At 45.1% G+C, this 16,824-nt stretch carries 13 protein-coding genes; 2 read left to right on the top strand and 11 right to left on the bottom strand.

The features are described 5' to 3' along the window. Positions 1 to 101: 101 nt before the first annotated feature. The 11 genes from ftsZ to GYK50_RS02620 all read right to left on the bottom strand — a co-directional run bounded on the left by ftsZ (position 102) and on the right by GYK50_RS02620 (position 14,282). Entirely contained in the window at positions 102 to 1,307 is a 1,206-nt protein-coding gene (gene ftsZ, locus GYK50_RS02670) for a cell division protein FtsZ (protein WP_186475482.1), read from the bottom strand. A 270-nt stretch (positions 1,308 to 1,577) separates the two neighbouring features. Next, complete coding sequence (ftsA, locus tag GYK50_RS02665) at positions 1,578 to 2,915, bottom strand: cell division protein FtsA (RefSeq protein WP_286708398.1); 1,338 nt, start codon at positions 2,913 to 2,915, stop codon at positions 1,578 to 1,580. A gap of 112 nt (positions 2,916 to 3,027) precedes the next feature. Further along, positions 3,028 to 3,822 carry a cell division protein FtsQ/DivIB gene (locus GYK50_RS02660; RefSeq protein WP_071003045.1) on the bottom strand — a complete coding sequence of 265 codons (795 nt, stop codon included), beginning with the start codon at positions 3,820 to 3,822 and terminating at the stop codon, positions 3,028 to 3,030. Between the two features lie 513 nt (positions 3,823 to 4,335). Beyond that, positions 4,336 to 5,415, bottom strand: coding sequence for a D-alanine--D-alanine ligase (locus GYK50_RS02655; protein ID WP_286708399.1), 1,080 nt, complete (start codon positions 5,413 to 5,415; stop codon positions 4,336 to 4,338). Between the two features lie 34 nt (positions 5,416 to 5,449). After that, entirely contained in the window at positions 5,450 to 6,889 is a 1,440-nt protein-coding gene (murC, locus tag GYK50_RS02650) for a UDP-N-acetylmuramate--L-alanine ligase (protein ID WP_212564212.1), read from the bottom strand. An 86-nt stretch (positions 6,890 to 6,975) separates the two neighbouring features. After that, a complete protein-coding gene (gene murG, locus GYK50_RS02645; RefSeq protein ID WP_093069410.1) occupies positions 6,976 to 8,061 on the bottom strand; it encodes an undecaprenyldiphospho-muramoylpentapeptide beta-N-acetylglucosaminyltransferase in 1,086 nt (361 codons plus the stop codon). Between the two features lie 277 nt (positions 8,062 to 8,338). Next, positions 8,339 to 9,310, bottom strand: a complete 972-nt coding sequence (gshB, locus tag GYK50_RS02640; RefSeq protein WP_071003766.1) for a glutathione synthase — start codon at positions 9,308 to 9,310, stop codon at positions 8,339 to 8,341. Positions 9,311 to 9,374: 64 nt separating this feature from the next. Then, complete coding sequence (pyrE, locus tag GYK50_RS02635; RefSeq protein WP_212564211.1) at positions 9,375 to 10,091, bottom strand: orotate phosphoribosyltransferase; 717 nt, start codon at positions 10,089 to 10,091, stop codon at positions 9,375 to 9,377. A 62-nt stretch (positions 10,092 to 10,153) separates the two neighbouring features. Next, positions 10,154 to 11,152 (bottom strand): hypothetical protein, encoded by a 999-nt coding sequence (locus GYK50_RS02630; protein WP_071003041.1) that lies wholly within the window; start codon positions 11,150 to 11,152, stop codon positions 10,154 to 10,156. Positions 11,153 to 11,225: 73 nt separating this feature from the next. Next, positions 11,226 to 12,065 carry an SDR family oxidoreductase gene (locus GYK50_RS02625; protein WP_071003040.1) on the bottom strand — a complete coding sequence of 280 codons (840 nt, stop codon included), beginning with the start codon at positions 12,063 to 12,065 and terminating at the stop codon, positions 11,226 to 11,228. Positions 12,066 to 12,125: 60 nt separating this feature from the next. Next, a complete protein-coding gene (locus tag GYK50_RS02620; protein WP_212564210.1) occupies positions 12,126 to 14,282 on the bottom strand; it encodes an Lnb N-terminal periplasmic domain-containing protein in 2,157 nt (718 codons plus the stop codon). A 157-nt stretch (positions 14,283 to 14,439) separates the two neighbouring features. Between GYK50_RS02620 and ampD the strand changes: the two genes are divergently transcribed. Continuing rightward, the gene (gene ampD / locus GYK50_RS02615; protein WP_093069401.1) at positions 14,440 to 15,063 is read left to right on the top strand and encodes a 1,6-anhydro-N-acetylmuramyl-L-alanine amidase AmpD; all 624 of its coding nucleotides are present in this window, start codon (positions 14,440 to 14,442) and stop codon (positions 15,061 to 15,063) included. Positions 15,064 to 15,187: 124 nt separating this feature from the next. Next, positions 15,188 to 16,738 (top strand): murein biosynthesis integral membrane protein MurJ, encoded by a 1,551-nt coding sequence (murJ, locus tag GYK50_RS02610; protein ID WP_093069399.1) that lies wholly within the window; start codon positions 15,188 to 15,190, stop codon positions 16,736 to 16,738. The last annotated feature ends 86 nt before the right edge of the window (positions 16,739 to 16,824 follow it).

The raw sequence follows: 16,824 nt of genomic DNA, 5'->3' as shown, positions 1-16,824 counted from the left end.
TACTCCTGATTTTGTTACTCTCCTTTTATAGGCCAGTCTTTTGTAGACACAAAAAAGCCAGCGTTTGAGCGCTGGCTTTTTTTTAATTTAATACTAAAAAACTATTTGTTCTGTTGACGCTTCAGATAGTCTTGGATGCTATTGGTTTTAGTTTTTGTCTGCTCTTGAGGCGCGCTTGGACGTGCAGTATTAACGTTATCTTGATGCAGTTGAGCTTGTGATTTCTTCTGACTATTTAATGCACTGGTATGTACATTAGGATCAACGGGTTGTGTACTATTGACAGAAGGAACAGGTTGCTCAACCACTTCTGGCTCTTGCCCTGCGTTTTCATCTAAGGTCAGACCTGTTGCAATAACCGTTACATGCAAGTCATCACCCATTTTTTCATCGATTACAGAGCCGTAGAAAATATGAGCATCGTCGATGTCTGTGATTTCTTCGACGATTTCACTGATTTTGCTCATCTCATCGAGTGATAACGACTCAGAGGATATAACGTTGACCAACAGGCCTTTGGCGTTTTCTAAGCGTAAATCATCAAGTAGTGGCGATCTGATGGCTTTTTCTGTGGCTTGACGAGCACGATCATCACCGCTGGCGCGGCCAATTCCCATCATAGCGTGACCTTTGGCTGTCATCGCGGTGCGAATATCGTTAAAGTCAATATTGATCATACCTTCGCTAGCGATAGTCTCTGCAATACCTTGAACCGCATGTAGCAAAACATCGTCCGCTTTTTTGAAAGCGTCTTGCATAGAGATGTTGCCGTATACGCTCATAAGCTTGTCGTTTGGAATCGTGATAATCGAGTCCACGAAATTGGTCAACTGCTCGATACCTGCTTTCGCAGCTTTAATACGTTTGCCACCTTCAAATTTAAATGGTGTGGTCACAACCGCAACCGTCAATACCTCCATTTCTTTGGCAATACGTGCAACCACGGGTGCTGCGCCTGTACCTGTACCACCACCCATACCAGCAGTGATAAATACCATATCTGAGTGTTCAAGCAATGCACGGATAGCTTCTTCTTCGCTTTCTGCTGCTTCACGACCAACTTCTGGATTTGCACCTGCACCTAGACCACGGTTCGTTTTTGCACCAAGTTGTAGTTTGTGCGGTGCAGTCAGACGATCTAGCGCTTGCTTATCTGTATTAGCACAGACGAACGTTACACCTCTAATCCCTTGTTGTACCATATGTTCAACCGCATTACCGCCGCCGCCGCCAACACCGAATACAGTGAAGCTCGCTTGGCCGTTATTTTGAAGCTGGTTATCATCTGGCATGGTGTATTTTGACATAAAAAAGATTCTCCAGTTGCAGATAGCGTGTAGGTCGATACGTAGTAACGCACTCATATGGCGCGCTATCGACATACTATATATAAATGTATTTAAATAAAACAGGGCTATGGATCAAATAGTTCAGCGCGGACCATAATAGGTCATCATCGCTTAAGGTATTACTGTTACTGCTTAGCGCATTACTTTCAATATGACTTCAATTTTTACTTACTTTATTTAAGAGCATCCTACAAAAGCGCTTATGCTCTAAATGTTTGGTAAGTATGTCTATAGTATTTTTTTCAACACATCAGCAAAACGTTTGCCTGCGCTTTGAAAGACCCCTGTGACTCGATTTTTTTGAATCGTATCAGGTTCGCTTTTTTCACTGCGGCGAAACTGCTCACTTTGACTATATAATAGTGTGCCAAAAGCTGTTTGGTAAGCCCGGTCATTGACCTGACTATTAAGCTGTTTAAATGACTCATCGTTATCAAAATGATTGTAAGCACTAATAGCAGGATGCGTATTGGTCAATACCACTGGCATTTTGAGCAGCCGTTTAGCAAACGGTATCATTCCTTTAATCGTACTACCGCCGCCTGTCAGCACGATACCTTTGTCAATATAGCCTATTAAACCTGCTTCATGCAGTTGACGAGCGACTTCAGTGAATATCTGCACATAACGCGCTTCAATGATACGTGCCAAATTATAGATACCGATGTTGATTTCATCGCTCGATCCTTGCGGTTTAAACAAAAAGAATGAGCTTGGGTCAACACTATTGGCATCAGCCGTACCATGAGACTTTTTCAGTTTCTCAGCTTCAATCATCGATATACCAAAATCAGCTGAAATATCCATTGTCACTTCATGGCTGCCAGTAGCAATACAATGCGTAAAAATCAATTTGTTTTCTTTGTAGACACAGATACTGGTTGTACTGGCACCGATATCTACCAAGCAAACCCCTTGCTGACGCTCTTCAGGCATCAGACTATATTCAGCACTGGTCACTGCATCAAATACGATATGGTCAATACCGACATCGCAGCTTTGTAGTAGTTTTTGAATATTTTGGCGGCTAGCGACAGGCATCATCATCATGTGATACATCACAGTGATATTATGTGCCATCATCTCAATTACATCGTCGACCATGAAGTCTTGATCATCAACATAGATACCTTGCTGGCAGCAATGCATGAGATAGTAATCGGATGGCAGATCGCGCGACTTGGCATTAGACAAGGCCTGTACCATATCTTTGGCACGTACGAACTCCTCCTCAACCCTCACCTCTCCAGCACTGTTTTTACTAGATAGCTCAGGTGTTGCGAGCGTCAACCACACGCTATGCACGCGGCAATTGGCAGTATCCTCTGCTTCTTGGATGGCTTGCTTGATAGCACCTTGTAGGCGTTCACGATGCTTAATTTGGCCTTGATAAAAATCGCTATTTTTAACTTGCCCTACGCCTAAGATACGAATGTCTTTTGCAGAGACAACATTGCCAATTACGACATACACTGCCGTGGCACTTAGATGGACAACAACCAAATTTTCGTTATATTTCATGGTAGCAGACAAATTATTACTAAATAGGAGCGCAAATAATGCCATCCTATTGAATCATTAAAAAAAGCGCTGTTAATACGCTATGATGTTGTACATATATTATTCATTTTGGGCAAACAGTTTCGACTCAAGTAACCACTCATCAGTATTACTTCAATTATTTGGGCTCATCAACTGGCGGCGCTGACATATCCCAGGCAATCGTAAAACCATTCTTGTAGCGTAAGTCTACAGATTGCATCTCATCTCGGCGTCCGCTTAACTGATTACCAAGTAACTGGCTTAGATTCAGTAATTTTTGTGCGGTGTTCTCATTATCGACGATGACGCGCAAGCCATTATCAAAACGAATGAGCCAAGTCATTCTTGGTGACAAAATAATGTCTTCAACCTGCATATCAAGTGGCGCATACCAATCATTGACTTGCTGCATTTGCTGCATAATGACTGGCGCTTGAGCCATTTCACCTTGCAGAGTAGCAAAGCGCTCTTGCGTCAAGTCGCTACTATCAGCAGGAACGAACACAGATCCTTTGGCATCAACCAAGCGCTCTGTTCCAAAATTAGCGACTGCTTGCTTAGGTAGTGCAGTAACTACAATGCCGCGTTGCCAGTCTCGAGAGATACTCACTTGATCAACCCATGCAAGGCTTGTCGTAATATCTCTTAATGCTTGCAAATCAGAAGTAAAAAAACTGCTGACCTTTTGCTGATCCATCACTGTCTGCAATGAGTTGTATTGAGCGGTAGAGAGCCCTTGATTGCTGATATGAATCTCAGCAGGCGGTGCATCACGTAACGCTTTACCACCCATTATCAATATTAGTACCAATAATCCTAATACCAATATCATAAAAAGATATCGGGCCGAGGTTGGTAATTGGAGTTTGGATGCTGGGCGACCGGCTTTATCACTCATCAAGTCAGTTACCTCGTTGACAGTTTGAGCCATAACGACCTTTGTCCCTATATTTGCATAAAACTGATCATGCTAATTATTGATGTAAATCTGCAAGTTTTTGCAGAAGCTTATTAAAGCAATATATTATCAAAGACTGTCAATAAAAAGACTGATAGTCAGCGATTATTCTTATTTAAACGTAACATTTTTCTTAGGTTATGAATAACTTATAGGTTATCCCTACAAAAAACGTAAATATTACTAAAACAAAGCTATTCTTACAATATTAACGTATTTTATAGGCAAACAATAGCGTAACGCTCGCTAGTAGCCTTGAATTTACACAAGTTTACATGAAGCTATGTTATAGCAGCTCTAGTGATACATTGACGGCTTTTTTGACTAAAATCGCCATGCTACAAAAGTAATAAAGCTGAGCAATGATAAACCTCTATATAATTTATCATTGCCCATGCTTTAACATAGCTCATTTACTCAATATGGTTGTCATCAGACTCATTGCTAAAAAATCGTGATAAATATGATGAGCGCCACATCAAAAAATTAGACTGTCTGCGATAATATGTGCCAGCACAATGTGTCAAAATCCATGCCTCTAGCTTTGGCTGCCATTGGTACCAAACTATGACTGGTCATACCGGGCACGGTATTGATCTCAAGCAACCAAAAATTCCCTGCTTCATCCTGCATGGCATCAATACGTCCCCAACCTTTTGCATCTACAGCACGGAATGCCGCCAGACTTAACTCTTGCAGATGCTTCTCATCAGCAGCGCTCAATCCGCAAGGAATATAGTAGCTGGTATCGTTACGATTATACTTGGCCTCAAAGTCATAGAAATTGGTGATATCAGCAGGCTCAAGTCGAATGACAGGATAAGCTTCGTCATCGATAATCACAATCGTAAACTCACGTCCTGTGATCCAGCGCTCAGCCATCACGGCATCACCACACTGTACTGCTGTGGCATAGGCAGCAGGTAACTCATCGAGATGATTGACCTTGGTCATACCGATACTTGAACCTTCGTGAACGGGCTTGATGATAAGCGGCAGTCCTAGCATATTGACCACTTGCTGCCAGTCAGTGTCTGCCGTCAATAATGAAAACGGTGCTGTGGATAAGCCGCAACCTTGCCAAAGTTGTTTGGTACGCACTTTGTCCATACCTAATGCTGATGCCAAAATGCCAGATCCCGTTTGCGGTATATCAAACCACTGTAATACACCTTGCAATAGACCGTCTTCGCCGCCACGACCGTGCAAGACATTAAACACGCGATCGTAATCACGTAATTCTGTGATGTCTTGATGCTTAGGATCAAAATGAGTGGCGTCGACACCTTTGTTTTGCAGTGCCTGCAATACAGCCGCACCGCTATCCAAAGACACGCTGCGCTCATTACTACTACCACCATAGACCACAGCGACCCTGCCGAACTGACTCGCGTCTGTGACATGACTAGTTGGTGCACTGATAGACGTCTCGTTGTCTATATTATTTGACTCACCGCTCGCCTCACTCTTATTTTTTTCTGCTTGGGCAGCCGCGACTAACGTTGGCTCTGGATTGGTAATTGCTTGGCTTTTTTGCTCTGGATTATCTTTACTATTCGTTGTCATGAAGATGGTTCCTAAATTTGAGCTTGGTGGTAGCTTACTTGATGTAAAGGTTATTGGCTGCCAAATCAACAGCAACCTGCCCTACATTACCCGCGCCTTGCGTGATAAGCATGTCATTGGCTTTTAATAAACGCTGCATAACTGGCGCAAGATTGTCTTTGTCAATAATCGTCGGTTCAACTTCACCGCGCAGACGGATACTGCGTGCCAACGATTTGGTATCAGCCCCTGCAATCGGGCTCTCCCCTGCTGAATATACATCCAATAGTAGCAGCTCATCAACACCTGATAGTACGTCGACAAAATCGTCATAACAATCACGGGTACGGCTATAACGATGCGGCTGGAATAGCATGACCAAACGGCGATCAGGGAAGCTTTGGCGAGCCGCTTTGATCGTAGCGTCTACTTCTTTTGGATGATGACCATAATCATCAATCAATAAGACATTGCCATCATCGATATCGACAGAAGCATGCTGCTCAAATCGGCGGCCTACCCCTGCAAACTTCTGTAGGGCACGCTCAATCGCGGCATCATCGACACCTTCATCCGTGGCCATGGTGATGGCTGCCAGTGCATTGTAGACATTATGCGTGCCAGGTATGTTTAATGTCAGACGCAGCGGTTCACGGTCACGGCGCAATACGGTAAAGTGCGTCTTGGTACCTTCTGCCACCAGATCGACAGCTTGTACGTCATTAAAAGGCTCAAGGCCAAAGGTCAATACTGGGCGACCAATGTCATCAATCATCGCATACAGTTCAGGATCATCACCGCATACCACGGCCAACCCGTAAAACGGCATGTTTTGCAAAAACTGAATATAAGCAGCTTTTAACTTATCGAAGCTGTTCTCATAGGTTTCCATGTGATCTTGATCGATATTGGTCACAATTGCTGCCATTGGGCGCAGTGATAAAAAAGACGCATCGGACTCATCCGCTTCTGCTACCAAGAAACGGCTGTTGCCTAGTGCTGCATTTTTACCTGAGGCATTTAGCTTACCACCAATCACATAGGTAGGATCTAGCTGTCCTTCTGCCATCATGGTGGTGAGCAAACTGGTCGTCGTCGTTTTACCATGCGCACCAGCAACGGCAATACCATGACGATAGCGCATCAACTCGCCAAGCATATCGGCGCGGCGTACGACTGGCAGGCGAGCTTCAAGTGCGGCTTTTACCTCAGGATTGCTACGATCAATCGCTGATGACACGACGATCACGTCAGCGTTGGCAATATTTTTGGAATCATGACCAATCGATATTTTGATACCAATCTGCTGTAGACGCTTCGTCACCAGGCTTTCTGCAATGTCAGAACCACTGACTTGATAACCTTGATTGTTCATTACCTCAGCGATGCCGCACATGCCTGAGCCACCAATACCAATAAAATGCAAATGCTGAATACGGCGCATTTCTGGTATTTCAATCAAACGCTTAGGAAGGGCTTTGGCAGAGGTAGACATAAAATTTTCTCTTTATTAAGGGATAATAAAAATTAAAGGACAGTAAAATATGATCAGTAAAAAATAACGAGTGGCAAAAGCCGAAACTATAAGGCTTGCCAAATAATATCAGCCACTTGTTTACTCGCACTGCGATTGGCAAGCGCATGACCTTTTTTGGCCATTTCAAGGCATTTCTCTCGATTGAGTACGCTAAGCTCATCGCTTAAACGTTTGGCCGTTAGCTCTGACTGTGGCAATAAAACCGCAGCAGCATGCGAGGTCAATGTGCGCGCATTGGCGGTTTGATGATCATCAACCGCATGTGGTAGCGGTACAAAAATAGCAGCAATACCGACATTTTGGATTTCAGTCACTGTCAATGCACCAGCGCGGCAAACGATAATATCTGCCCAGTTGTAGGCGGCCGCCATATCATCGATAAAGGGTTGCACTGTGAACTGATGCTTGCTTAAATCTTGCTCACTATAAGCCGCCTGAGTGGCTGCTTCGTTATTGCGTCCGCATTGATGGAGGACTTCAAACGGTTGGTCTAGCAAAGCCAGTGCTTTTGGCACGGTCTCATTCAATACCTGAGCACCAAGCGAGCCACCCACGACCAGTAGTTTAAGCGGAGAGCTATCATTGATATCATAACGCACCTTTGGCTCTGCGACACCAGTGATGGCATTACGCACAGGATTGCCAACTGTTTCAAGCTTGGCATCTTGTTCACTATTGGCAAAAGTGTTCTCGAATGCTTGTAATACTTTGGTAGACAGTTTAGACAGATAACGATTGCTCATGCCAGCGATGGCATTTTGTTCATGGATAACCAGCGGTGTATTGGTCAGACGTGCAGCAAGTCCACCAGGCGCACTCACATAGCCACCAAAACCAACGACCACGTCAATCTGATTGCTGCGAATCACTTTCACCGCAGCCATCGTCGCTGACAATAACGTTACTGGCAGCTTAACTAAACGACCCACGCCCTTACCGCGCAGCCCCTGCATATTGATGGCATGAAAAGGATAACCCGTCGGTTCAACCAAACCATTTTCCATACCATTTGGCGTTCCAAGCCAATGAATAACCGCACCGCGACCGGTCAGCTCGTCGCTCACTGCAAGCGCGGGAAAAACATGTCCGCCCGTCCCAGCTGCCATCATCAATATGTGCGGTGTTTTCATGGAGATCTGCCTATCTTTATTTTACTGATATGAAGGATTTGCCCTACTACTATGATGCCATTTACTAAAAAAATGACACGGTAAAAGCCCGCATAGTATAGAGGAAATCATTGTCTTATATACAGTACTTTATGCAGTAAAAATAACAAAAAAACCAAGCCATGAGCTGGCATGACTTGGCGTCATTTACTACTGACATACGACCATACAAGGCAATGATAAACGAGGTATTAAGACGTACTTTCTTTAATGGACATCTGTCTTAGACTGTCTAAAACTATACCGTAAATTTATTTTCGATTGCCATGATAAAGTCGGTCGCGATATCGGTACCGCACTGATCATCAATCTCACGTACGCACGTTGGGCTGGTGACATTAATCTCAGTAATACGCCCACCGATCAAGTCCAAACCCACGAACATCAGACCTTTTTCTTTGACAATCGGCGCCACAACTTCTGCCACTTGACGCTCAATATCGGTTAATGGCATCGCCACACCGCGACCACCTGCGGCAAGATTGCCACGGGTCTCGCCTTTGCTTGGGATACGCGCCAAGCTATAGTCGACCACAACGCCATCTACAATAAGTACGCGTTTATCACCTGCTTTAATCTCTGGCAAATAACGCTGCGCCATGATTGGTAAAGTCTCAAGCTCAGTCAGCACCTCAATCGTCACGCCAATATTTGGACTATCAGCAGTCAGACGGAAGATACCCGTACCGCCCATACCATCTAGCGGCTTAACGATGACATCTTGATGCTCAGCGATAAACTTGCGAATGTGAGCCTGTTTGCTGGTCACAATCGTTGGGCTCATATACTCACTAAACCACGTCGCAAATAATTTCTCATTACAATCACGGATGGCTTGCGGATCGTTGACCACGAGCACGCCTGCTGCTTTGGCATGATCAAGCATATAAGTGGCATAAATAAAGCGCATATCAAACGGTGGGTCTTTGCGCATCAAAATCACGTCATAGTCAGCAACTGAGCCTGTCGTTTTATCACCCAGTGTATAAAAATCTGCAGGATCACGCTTCACCGTAAGCGGCTGAGTATCGACCATTAATTGTCCACGATCCAACCACAAGTCATGAATCTGACAGTAACCAAGCTGATGACCACGGTCTTGAGCGGCCCACATCATAGCGAGACTGGTGTCTTTTTTATAATTGACCCGCTCGATAGGATCCATAATGACGAGTATTTTTAGCGATTTTTCTTGGTTTTGTTGGCTCATTGTTTGACTCATGGTAGGGCTCACTTACGTTATATTATTAGTATAAAACAGGCTCAGTGCCTAACTATACACCGTACTGCTCACGGTAATGTTGCATTTTGGCTAACTGGGTCGCGTCTTTATGTTGGCCGTTTTGTGCACCATGGTCATCTGCCAGATAACTGATTAAATCGTCAATATCAACCAATGCCCGTACTGGCACTGCTAATGTGGCAGCAAGCTCTTGAATAGCAGAGTGCTCAGCTTGGCCTTTTTCTTTGCGATCAAGCGCGACGATAATACCCGCAACGCTTGCTCCTGCTTGCTCTAAAATCTCGACCACTTCACGCATCGCTGTACCTGCTGTGATGACATCGTCAAGCACCCATACGGCCTTGCCATGCACATCAGCGCCGACCAAATTGCCCCCTTCACCGTGGGTTTTGGCTTCTTTACGATTGTAACCCCATTTTGCATTGATGCCATGATGTAGCCATAACGCTTGTGCGGTCGCTGCGACAAAAGGAATACCTTTATAAGCCGCACCAAAGATGACTAGCTCTTGCTCATTACCGTCATTATTTGCCGCAATTATCTGTTCAGCTAAGGCATCTGCATAACCACGTGCTAGCAGTGATAACATCTCACCCGTTGCAAGCAGACCTGCATTAAAAAAATATGGACTGATACGACCAGACTTGAGGACAAATTCGCCGAATTTAAGTACTTGGTTATCTAAAGCCAGTTGAATAAATTGATGAGATGAAAACGTTGGGTCTTGCAGGCGCGATACGTGAGACATGATGACATTCCTATGGGCAAAAAGAGGGGCGAAAAAATTTGCATTATTGTACGCATTATTGATCAGCTTGACCAACCGTTGATCTCGTAATCCTGCATATTGGCATAGCGAGTCAACAAACCACTACGCGACGAGATATTAAAATAACTCTGTCCATCTGCCCGCACTTGTATCTCCCAGCCTAAATGATACGCAGCAACAATGATGTGACCAGCAAATATCCGGATCTGACGATATGCGTGGCGCTGCGTAGGCTCACAGACAATCTGACTGAGCAAATAACTACGTACGTGCTGGCAAATTTGCGCGGCACTATAGCTATGATTGATACTTTTACGAGTACTACATTGCTTTAGCGCATGGACAGCAGCGCTACAGGCCATAATATCTGTCGCCAAACTGCCCTCGCCTGTCTCAAATTGCTGCGGTTGCAAAATCACTTGCCAATCATCGGCATACAGGCTACTCAGCAGTTCATCAGGATTATAGCGTTTGATCAATGCGCGCAGAGAGGCTAAAGACTCGTTAACTTTGTCATTGTTATTTGGCTCAGCCATCTCGTCGCTATCAGCAGAGCCAAACCCATAACGATTGAGTTTTGGATAGGTACGAATCGCCTGCTGGATATCTGACATATCTAATAATGTCATCTTTGATAATGGCGATAATAAGGGCTGATCACTGTGATTTTGATAAAAGCTATCAGGCAATTCGACAAGCTGTGCCGCCTTGAGTAACGATAGATGCTCCGCCAAGGCTTCTGACGCAATCAGCGACCATTTTGATAAGCTATCTGCATTAGGCTGATAGAACCGCGTCGAATTACCATAAAGCCGGCGCAGCTGACCATCTAGGAGACGAGCAGGCTCAGGAATATCACTCAATGGTCTGGCGGGATCAAGGGGGGATCGTTTGGGATCAAAGTTCGGATGTACGATCGCAGGTTGCTGTGAATCAGCTAGCATAAAAGACTGCCCAGCATCGCCTTTTGTGAGCTTGCTACCTTCTGCTGCCAGACTGGCATGAGACAAATGGTCATCAGAAGTAAACGGCTGAGTCATGAAATCTCCATAAACTATCACATATAAAACGAACAAAAACGTTCAAACCGAACAATGATCTTAACGCTAAAAACTACGCTTGATGGTCTAAAATATCACGATAGCCTGTCTGCCAATCAGCGTACTCAAGCCAAGCTAAAGGAATGTTGCTATGTAAACGCTTTCCTGTCACTGATGTCTTTTTTTCATCGATAGTAGGCGCGGCTTCGCCGATTTGTTCACTCAACCAAACACCAAGCTCAAAAGTGGTCACAGGTCTGTAGTCTGTCGCAAGATAGAGTGGCTTTGGTGCGGCTGTCGTCAACACATTGGCAATGATAGTGACCAAGTCGCGATCCATAATACGATTGCTCCAATGCTCGGCGGCTACTGGCTCTTTTTGTGGCTCGCGCGCTTTACGCACGCGCATAAGGCGCTCACGTCCATAAATGCCGCTAGGTCGAATGATGATGGCTTTATCACCAAAGCTTTGCTGCAGTGCTTGTTCGGCTTGTAATATAACCTTTGATGCGTCACGCTCAGGCGTCATAGGTTCAGTATGCTCATCGATCCATTCGCCATTGTCTTGACCGTAAACACCAGTAGAAGAAATAAACACGACGCGCTGCAGGTTCGCCAGATTAGCAGAAAGCGTTGCCAAATGCTGGCTGATCGCTAAGTAACTGTCATGATAACCGCTGGTCGAATACTCATCAGGGGTGACGATAATCGCAATATAGGTAAATGATTGCAGCTGCTCGCTCGTCAGAGTCAGCGCATCAGCCTGCAAAAAATGGGCGCTATCCACTAATGCATAATGATGACGCTCACTACGAGCCAGCCCTGTCACCGAAAAGCCGTCTTGTGCCAGCTTATTGGTAACAGGCAAGCCGATATCACCTTGCCCGATAATAAGTATATTTGGTGTACTCATAAAGCATCTTTCCTTTTATACCACTTATACAACGATTACAGCGCTAAAAGATAACTCTACTTAAAAATACCGTCTGTATGACAGCTGTATATCCTCATTCGCATCGACGCGCTCTTGCCAGTCGTAGCTGGCATTGATACGTAGTGCTTGTTTTTTATCAATATCGTATTGTAAACCGAGGCTTGAGATCGGTTGCCAATAATGACCACGAACGTTGGACTCATCGCTGCTGCCATGATACCAATATGGCAATTGCAATTCAGCTTGCGCGCGTAACTGATTGTTAATCTGATAACGACAGCCGGCATTAACGCCTGCCCCTACCCGAAAGCCTTTATTGATAGCGCGCCCTGCTTGCGCGGTCCCGGCCAAAAACGTATAGCATAGTTGCGGCGGCATCTGACCCGTACCACTGCTTGGCGTACCAAATGCCCACGACCAGCCCGTCTCATAACCCACACTACCCACCAGATGATCTCGCCCGCCCTCTTGTGAGCCATCATTCACTCGCGTCGCCTCAATGCTTGTACCCCACGTTTTGCCTTTTTTGCCAGCATTGATAGGATTAAAAGAGCGTCCACGAATCAAAGTCGCATTTTGCAAGACCACGCTGTCTGGTTGATTGGGCTTATCATCATCTGTGTCATATAGACGTAAGGTCGCAGCTACCCCTTCTAAATTAAAAAACTGTGAATACCCTGACGCGTGGTCAAGCGTATCATGAAACCCTGCTCTAAACCCAATATCGATATAGTCATTGTCACCGCGCTGACCGATAGCTATCACTCCCAACTGTAGTGGATGCCTATCTATTGGATTATTATCCGATACCTCGATTTGACGTTTGCGTAACCGTTGTCCATCATCTGATAGGCTTGATACAGGATTGATCTGTGCCGATTTTATCTCATTTAAGGTTTGTTTGGCGCTGTTATAATAGCCCAACTGCGCGCGTTGTTGCTTAACGTCATTAAGCTGAGCTTGACGCAACGTATTGTCGGCCGGTGTATAAGTGGCATTTGCCAAAAGATTTTGACTGTTTAATAACTGAATGACATCAGAGGGCACGACCACATAAGCCAGTTGCTTCAATAAATTCTGCTGCGGACGAATAACGTCAATCAGGCGCAGAATCTCAGAAGCACAATTATCCGTGGTAAAGTAATATGGCATTTTTAGCGACTTGGTCTCCCAAACATGGCGCATAACCTGCTGTACTTCACTAGATGTCAGATTCAACTGATACGTCCACGTATCACGCTCGTCATCTTGTAGATACTTTGCGAGCTTTTGGGGATAAGGATCAATCTCGATGGCGCTGTCATAACTGCCAATCATGGATTTGGTCGCATAGATTGGAAAGCTATCGTTTGGATCACCATCCACCGTATAATTGAGCGCATACGCCTGACTGATTTGATTGGGATCTGCTACGCTCGATTTTGAATCAATGCGCAATAACGTATGACCAAAGGCAGAGAGTGGGTTGTCCAAATACTCCTCAGCAAACACAATAGATAACTGCTCAGGCGCCAATGTCGACATCCAGTCATCCAGCTCTGGACACTCAGCCGATAGACTCGCATCATCGATAGACAGCGTCTCTTTTAGCCATGCCACTCGTGCTGGGAAACGGCACAGAACGGAATTATTATTGGCTTGAGTTTTTATATGAATGTTTGCTTGGTTATTACCAGTTGTCTGCGATGTGAATTCTTTTGCCAGTGCGACTAGTGTCGCGTCTAATTCTGCGGCTGAATCCTGCTGACCGTTATCACTCAAAAAAAAGCGTGGATCATCGACCAGACTCTCCGTTTTCTTTTTAGATAAAATGCTGCTTTGATTATCGTAAAAATACAATAAGCGTCGCCATGTTGTATGCTGTGCTAGATTATCAGTTTTTGCCTGTCGACGCCATGTTGCCAGTAATTGTTCTGTCGCCATATCTGACCCAGACGCAGTATTATTTTGAGTATTGTTTCCAGTATTACTGAGAGTAGATGTCTCAATGCGAACAGCATCTTCAGCGTCACTAGGTGACGTACTATCTGATAATTCAGATGAGAGCGCTCCTTCGGTGACCAATAAAGGCGTCGGTAAAAATGCCTGCGTGTTTGCAGAAAACAATAGCGCCGCTATCGCCAATGGCAGTCGCGCTCGCTGACCAATGGTTATTAGAGTATAAGTTCCAGACGAAGACATCGGTTTTATAGACATGAGGCGGGCTCTCACACGTTATTATTTATACGCTATTCGCGCTGTGAAGGTTTATTCTGCTAGAGACTCAAATGATATAAGCAAGCTGCGACCATCTAACTACTTTGATAAACTTTCTATCACAACATCACCAATACTGTTATAAAAAGAGAGCTTTATGCCCGATTCATCATTATCTACATTGCCAATGACAATCACAGATGGTTTGCTGTCAGCCGCTACTTGGCTGGCCTCACCAAACTATAATATCAGGCCAGAAGGTCTAAGTATTGATGCCATCATTATTCATAATATTAGCCTACCACCCAATGAGTTTGGTGCGTGCGACTCTAGCGGCACGCATTATGTAAAAGCATTATTCACTAATCAATTAGATTGGGATGCGCACCCTTATTTTCAGACAATCAAAGGTGCAGAAGTGTCAGCGCACCTGTTTATTGAGCGTGACGGGGCTATCACTCAGTTTGTCAATTTTAACGAACGCGCTTGGCACGCTGGACGCTCTAGCTACTTAGGCCGACCTGAATGTAATGATTATAGCATTGGCATTGAGCTTGAAGGGTCAGATTTTGTGTCCTTCACTTCCGCTCAATATGAGAAGCTCGCAGCGGTAATCGCGGCTATTTATGAAGCGTACCCGAAAACGCAGCGACATTTGACAGGGCACAGTGATATTGCGCCAGGGCGTAAGACGGATCCTGGTGATTATTTTGAATGGGCAAGGTTGCGGGAGCTAGTTGCAGGGTTATTACGAAATAACTCTTTATCACTGCAAAAATGATTTCCACATCCAATCCATTTATCTCCGTGATGAAAGTGCTATAATTCGTCAGTTTTTTTGCAACAGCAAATCAGCACACTAGCTCTTACACAACCCTGTACACAACTTAGCAAGATAGGTTCTCATGGCAAAAAGTCGGTTATTTCGTTCAACCATGGTGGTCAGCAGTATGACCATGTTATCGCGTATTTTAGGTTTGGTACGCGATGTCGTATTGCTAGGGGTTTTTGGGGCTGGCGGTTTGATGGACGCCTTTTTGGTCGCCTTCAAAATCCCAAACTTTTTGCGACGACTGTTTGCTGAAGGGGCGTTTAGCCAAGCATTCGTTCCTGTGCTGTCCGAGTACAAGGAAAAGTACAGCTTACAGCAAGTACAGATTTTAGTCAGTCGCACCTCGGGCGCACTCTTGCTGGTATTGTCGATGCTGACAGTTGTTGTTATCTTAATCGCGCCTTGGGTAGTGACGTTGTTTGCCCCCGGGTTTGCCGATCAACCTGACAAATTTGCCATTACCGCTGAATTACTCCGCCTTACCTTCCCTTATTTGCTGTTTATTTCTATGACGGCTTTTGCCAGTGGTATTTTGCAAAGTTATGGCCGTTTTGCTGCGCCCGCCTTTGCCCCAGTCCTATTGAATTTATGTATGATTGGTGGTGCGCTGATTTTGGCGCCGATGTTTGATACGCCTATTATGGCGCTTGGCTATGCCGTGGCGATCGCAGGACTATTGCAATTCTTAATACAACTGCCTCAGCTATGGCAACAAAAACTACTGGTCGCGCCCAAGATTGACTTTCAGCACGAGGGCGTTCGCCGCATTCTAAAATTAATGCTGCCGGCTATCTTTGGTGTGTCTGTCACTCAGATTAACTTATTGCTGAACACCGTTTTTGCCTCATTGATGATTGGTGGTTCGGTGTCTTGGCTCTACGCGGCTGAGCGTATGAGCGAGCTACCACTAGGGCTAATTGGTGTGGCGATTGGTACGGTCATATTACCAAGTCTGTCAAAAAGTGAAGCGCAAAAAGACGATGTTAGTTTCAAAAAGACCATCGACTGGGCCGCGCGCCTTATCATTTTGGTCGGTGTGCCTGCCTCGGCTGCGCTCTTTGTACTCGCAGATGTGCTGATGCAAGCCCTGTTCTTACGTGGTGAGTTCACCCTTCGTGATGCCCAGATGAGTGCACTGGCATTGCGTAGTATGGCAGGTGGTATCTTAGGATTCATGCTGATCAAGATCTTTGCCCCTGCATTTTTTGCGCGTCAAGACACCAGAACACCTGTCAAAATCGGCATCATTTCTGTTATTGCCAACATGGTATTTAGTGTCATTTTTATCGGGATATTTTATTTCTTAGAAATGCCATTACATGGTGGCCTAGCCTTGGCAACGACGGGCGCAGCGTTCGTAAACGCAGGCTTGCTCTATTACTTCTTACACAAGCGCGATATTTTCCGTTTTGGCCCCCATTGGAACAAACTATTCACACAGTTTGCCATTTCAACTGGCTCCATGATCGGCGTACTTTATCTCATGTTACCCTACTTTCCTACTGATGAAGCCCAGTGGCAACGCATCATCGCACTCATGATTATGTGTGTCGCCGGAGCGCTCGTTTATGGCGTGGTATTGCTAGCGACAGGTGTCCGTCCTCGCCAGCTCAAACACGGTTAAGCCAACGTAGATATAGGCATGAGCTTGGCTTACGAAACCAAAACAAGCCTATCATCAGAATTGACAATGCTTGCCACCAATCGTTG

The sequence above is a fragment of the Psychrobacter pacificensis genome (assembly GCF_018336615.1).
Taxonomy (GTDB): domain Bacteria; phylum Pseudomonadota; class Gammaproteobacteria; order Pseudomonadales; family Moraxellaceae; genus Psychrobacter; species Psychrobacter pacificensis.
The sequence above is the reverse complement of the archived record's forward strand: the minus strand, read 5'-3'. Positions and strand labels throughout refer to the sequence as shown.